This is a genomic window from bacterium, from assembly GCA_036524115.1.
Taxonomy (GTDB): Bacteria; JAUVQV01; JAUVQV01; order JAUVQV01; family DATDCY01; genus DATDCY01.
Genome location: DATDCY010000150.1, coordinates 1 through 4,124, shown reverse-complemented (window position 1 = coordinate 4,124; position 4,124 = coordinate 1). Strand labels below are relative to the sequence as shown.

The following is a 4,124-nucleotide window of genomic DNA, read 5'->3' as shown; positions in this document are numbered from 1 at the left end:
CGTCCGAGCGGCTGCGCGAGACCGCCGCGATGACGCTCGCGCCATCGGCGTTCATGGTCTTCCTCGGGATCGACCGCCGCCTCGACGAACTGACGCCGCATGCCGGGCACATCCTGTCGCTGCCGGAGGGCGACATGGGCGAGGTGTACGCGACGCTCGCCGACAACCGCCGCCTGCTCTCCCCGGAGGGGTACGTCTACGTCATTGTGCCATCGCGGCTCGACCCGACGGCGGCCCCGGACGGTGGCGAGAGCCTCTGCCTCTTCGTCCTCGCGCCGTGGCGGACGCCCGCCTTCTGGGAGGCGCACCGCCAGGAGATGACCGACGCGCTCGTGGCGCGCGCCGAGCGCATCATCCCCGGGATCGGCGCGAGCATCCGCCATGCTGAGTCGTCGACGCCGGCGACCATCGAACGCTGGACCGGCAACGACGAGGGGGCGATCTACGGCTGGGAGGCGATTCCCGGGCAAGGCGGTACGTCGCGTCTCTCGCCGCTGACGCCGTGGGGCAATCTCTTTCTCGCCGGCCACTGGACGCGCCCCGGATCAGGCGTGAGCGCCGCGGCCTGCTCCGGCCACCTCGCCGCGCGCGCCGTGCGCCGCCACCTCGCGGAGTGAGCCGGTGTACCTCGGCGTCGACATCGGTTCCCTCGCCGCAAAGGGCGTGCTCCTCGATGCGGCCGGGACGGTGGCCGCCTGGGCGCTCGTCCCCTCGGGTTTCGATCATGCACGCGTCGCGGAAGAGGTCACCCGCCGGGTGCTCGCGGCCGCCGGGGTCACGCCGGAGTGCCTCGTCGGCACGGTCGGCACGGGCTACGGCCGCGCGAGCGTCGCGCGCGCCGGCCGGAGAGTCACGGAGATCACCTGTCACGCGCGCGGCGCGCACGCGCTCGTGCCGGCCTGCCGCACGGTGATCGACATCGGCGGCCAGGACAGCAAGTTCATCCGCATGGACGAGCGCGGCCGCGTCGTGGACTTCGCGATGAACGACCGCTGCGCGGCAGGCACCGGGCGCTTCCTCGAAGTGATGGCGCAGGCGCTCGCGATTCCGCTCGAGCAGATGGGCGCCGCCGTTCTCGCGGCGACGGGCGCCGCGCGCATCAGCAACGTCTGCACCGTCTTCGCCGAGTCCGAGGTCGTCGGGCTGATCGCGGGGGGCGAGGCGCGGCCGAACATCGTCCGCGGTCTCTGCCAGGCGATCGCCGAGCGCGTGGGCGCCATGGCCGCCCGCGTCGGCGTCGCGCCGCCGCTCGCGATGACCGGCGGGGTGGCGCAGAACCTCGCGGTCGTCGCCGCGCTGGAGGAGAAGCTCGGGCTGCCGATTGCGGTGCCGCGGCTCCCTCAGCTCGTCGGGGCCCTCGGCGCGGCGCACCTCGCGCGCGATGCGGTGGCGGACGGTGCGTAAGGCGCCGGAGCGCCTCGGCGTGCTCTGCGGGCTGGTGCCGCGCGAGCTGGTCGAGGCCGCTGGCTTCGAGGCTCGCTTCGTCGCGGGTGCCGGCGCCGCCGAGGCCCTTCCCGCCAATCTCTGCGCGCACGTCCGCGGTGCCGCGGCGGCCCTCGCCGGGCCCGAGGGCGCGGCTCTCGCCGGCGTCGTCGTGGCGGACGGCTGCTACCCGATGCTGCGTCTCTGGGATCTGCTCGAAGCCTCCGCCTCGCTGCGTCCGCGCTGGCTGCTGGCGGTGCCGCGCCGGAACACGCCGGCGGCCGTCGCCTTCTTTCGCGGCGAGCTCGAGCGCGTGGGCGCCGCGCTTGCGGCGGCCGCGGGCTTCCCGTCGCTCGACACCGAGCGCGTGGCGGCCGCGATTGAGGCGCGAAACCGCTGGCGCGAGCGTGGCCGCGCGCTGTGCGACGGACTATTCGCCGGCGAGATCCCGCGCCTCAACCCGCGCCTTCTCGAGGCCCTCGAGGGGCGGGACACGACCGACGCTGCGGCGTCCGGGGCGGCCGCCGCCGCGATGCGGCCGGTGGGAGGCCGGGAACGGCGGCGGCCGCGTCTCCTGCTCGTCGGCTCGCACTTCGTCACCGGGGACCTGCTGGAGCTGATCGCCGAGATGGGCGGCGATGTCTGCGGGGTCGAGAGCTGCACGCACCACCGCGCCGGCACCGCTCCCGTTCCGCTGCAAACGGGGACGGACCCGTTGCGCGCCCTTGCGGCCGCGTATCTCGCGCAGCCTCCGTGCCCGCGGATGGAGGCCGGCGGCGCGCGCGTCGAAGAGGCCGCGCAGCTCGGGCGGACGGGGCGGATCGACGGCGTCGTCTATCTGCTGATGAAGAGCTGCACCGCCCACGCCTATGCGGTGCCGCACTGGCGCACGCGGCTTGCGAGCTCTGGCGTCCCGCTCCTCGTGCTCGAGATCGAGAGCGCCGATTGGTCGCAGCCCCGGCTTGCCACGCGCTTCGAGGCCTTCCTCGAGTCCCTCGCCCGACGGGAGCCGCAGTGAGCGGCGGGCGCTACCGGCGCGCCCTCGGCATGGGTGCGCGGTTCGTCGGGCACGGCGGGCTGCGCGCGAACGCCCGGCTCGTCGGCATCCAGCTCGAGCATCTGGAGCGCGAGCTGGCAGGCGAGCTGCCCGTCGTCTGGTCGAGCCCCCTGGTCCCGGCCGAACTGCTCGCGGCGCTCGGCATCGGGGCCGTCAAGCCGGAGAGCGTCTCGGCGGTCCTCGCCGCGGTCGGCGACGGCGGGCGCCTGCTCGAGCGGTCGGACGCCGAGCCCCTCAGCGGGGACTGCTGCAGCTTCCAGCGCGCCGTGGTCGCCGCGCTGGACGCCGGCGAGCTGCCGCTGCCGCGCGCGTTCGTGGCGACCGCGCCGATCTGCGACGACAGCCAGGTCATGAGCGGCTATCTCGGGCGCAAGCATTCCCGACCGTCCTTCCTCGTGGACGTCCCGGCGACCGGCGGCCCGCCGGCCGAGCGCTACGTCATCGCCCAGCTGCGCCAGCTGGCCGCGTTTCTCGAGCGGATCGCGGGCCGTCCCCTCGACCCCGTGCGTCTGGCCGCCGCGGTGCGCGAGTCGAACCGGGCGCGCGCCCACTGGCTGGAGGCCAACGGCCTGCGGCGCGATCACCCGCCGGTGGCGCCCGGCGCGGCCTCGCTGCGGCTGACCGGCGGCCCGCTCCTGCAGAAGCTGGGTCTCCCCGAGACGGCGGACGCGATGGCCGACTATGCCGCCGAGTTGCGCGAACGCATAGCCGCCGGGGCGGTCCTGTCGGCACGGCGCCGGCTGCTCTGGCTGCACCTGTTCCCGCTCTACGACGCCGGTTTCATGCGTCTCGTGGAAGACGAACTCGGCCTCGCCGTGGTGTTCGAGGAGTCGAGCGACGTCTGGTGGGAGGAGATCGACCCCCGCGACCCCTTCCCGGGCTTTGCCCGCCGGATCCTCGACTGCCCCTTCGCCGGGCCGGTCGACCGCCGCATTCGTGCCGTCGTGCGGCTCGCGCGCGAGTACCGGGCGGACGGAGTGGTGCACTTCTCCCACCGCGGCTGCCGCACGCTGACCGGGGGCTTCCCCTTCGTCGCGGGCGCGCTGCGCGCGGCGGGCACGCCGGTGCTCGAGCTGAGCGGGGACTGCGTCGACAACCGCAGCCCGGCCGGGGCCCTCTGGCGCGCGCGGCTCGAGGCCTTCGCCGAGATGCTGGGATAGGGCGGATGCGCCGTCTCCTCACGCTGCGGGGCTGGCCCCGTTTCCCTCAGGTCGCGGTCGCCGGGGCGGCGGCATTTCTCGGCGGCGGGCTGATGCTCGGCGGCGCGAATCCCGAGATCAACCCGGGGATGTACCTGCTCTGGGGTTTGTGGTGGCCCCTCGTGCCGTTGTCGTTCTTCGCGTTCGGGCGTCTCTGGTGCGCACTGTGCCCCGTGAGCTTAGTCGGCGACGTCGCCGCGCGGGCGCTCCCCCGGCGTCCGTCGCTCCCGGCGGTCGTCGTCCACGGGGGGACGGCCGCGCTCGTCGTTTCGTTCGGCGCCGTGCACGTCGCCAATCTCTGGTTGCGCTTCGAGGAGAACCTCCCCGCGACCGTCCGGCTGCTGTCGCTGCTCGGCAGCGCGGCGCTCGCGCTCACGGTCGTCTTCCGGGGGAGAGGCTGGTGCACGGGGCTCTGCCCGCTGGGGGCGCTGGGGCGCTTCCTGGCC

5 protein-coding genes are annotated in these 4,124 nt (G+C 74.7%); all 5 read left to right on the top strand.

Going from position 1 to position 4,124, the window contains the following annotated elements; genetic code table 11:
* Positions 1 to 617 (top strand): FAD-dependent oxidoreductase (locus VI078_07060; GenBank protein HEY5999050.1); only part of this gene is annotated, 617 nt, incomplete at its 5' end.
* Between the two features lie 4 nt (positions 618 to 621).
* A complete protein-coding gene (locus VI078_07055) occupies positions 622 to 1,404 on the top strand; it encodes an acyl-CoA dehydratase activase (GenBank protein HEY5999049.1) in 783 nt (260 codons plus the stop codon).
* Positions 1,397 to 2,440: a 2-hydroxyacyl-CoA dehydratase family protein gene (locus VI078_07050; GenBank protein ID HEY5999048.1), complete on the top strand. Its 1,044-nt coding sequence runs from the start codon at positions 1,397 to 1,399 to the stop codon at positions 2,438 to 2,440. The genes VI078_07055 and VI078_07050 overlap by 8 nt, the downstream gene beginning before the upstream one ends.
* A complete protein-coding gene (locus tag VI078_07045; GenBank protein HEY5999047.1) occupies positions 2,437 to 3,639 on the top strand; it encodes a 2-hydroxyacyl-CoA dehydratase family protein in 1,203 nt (400 codons plus the stop codon). Before VI078_07050 ends, VI078_07045 begins: the two co-directional genes overlap by 4 nt.
* Before the next feature lie 5 nt (positions 3,640 to 3,644).
* The coding region (locus VI078_07040; protein ID HEY5999046.1) for a 4Fe-4S binding protein at positions 3,645 to 4,124 on the top strand (480 nt) is incomplete at its 3' end.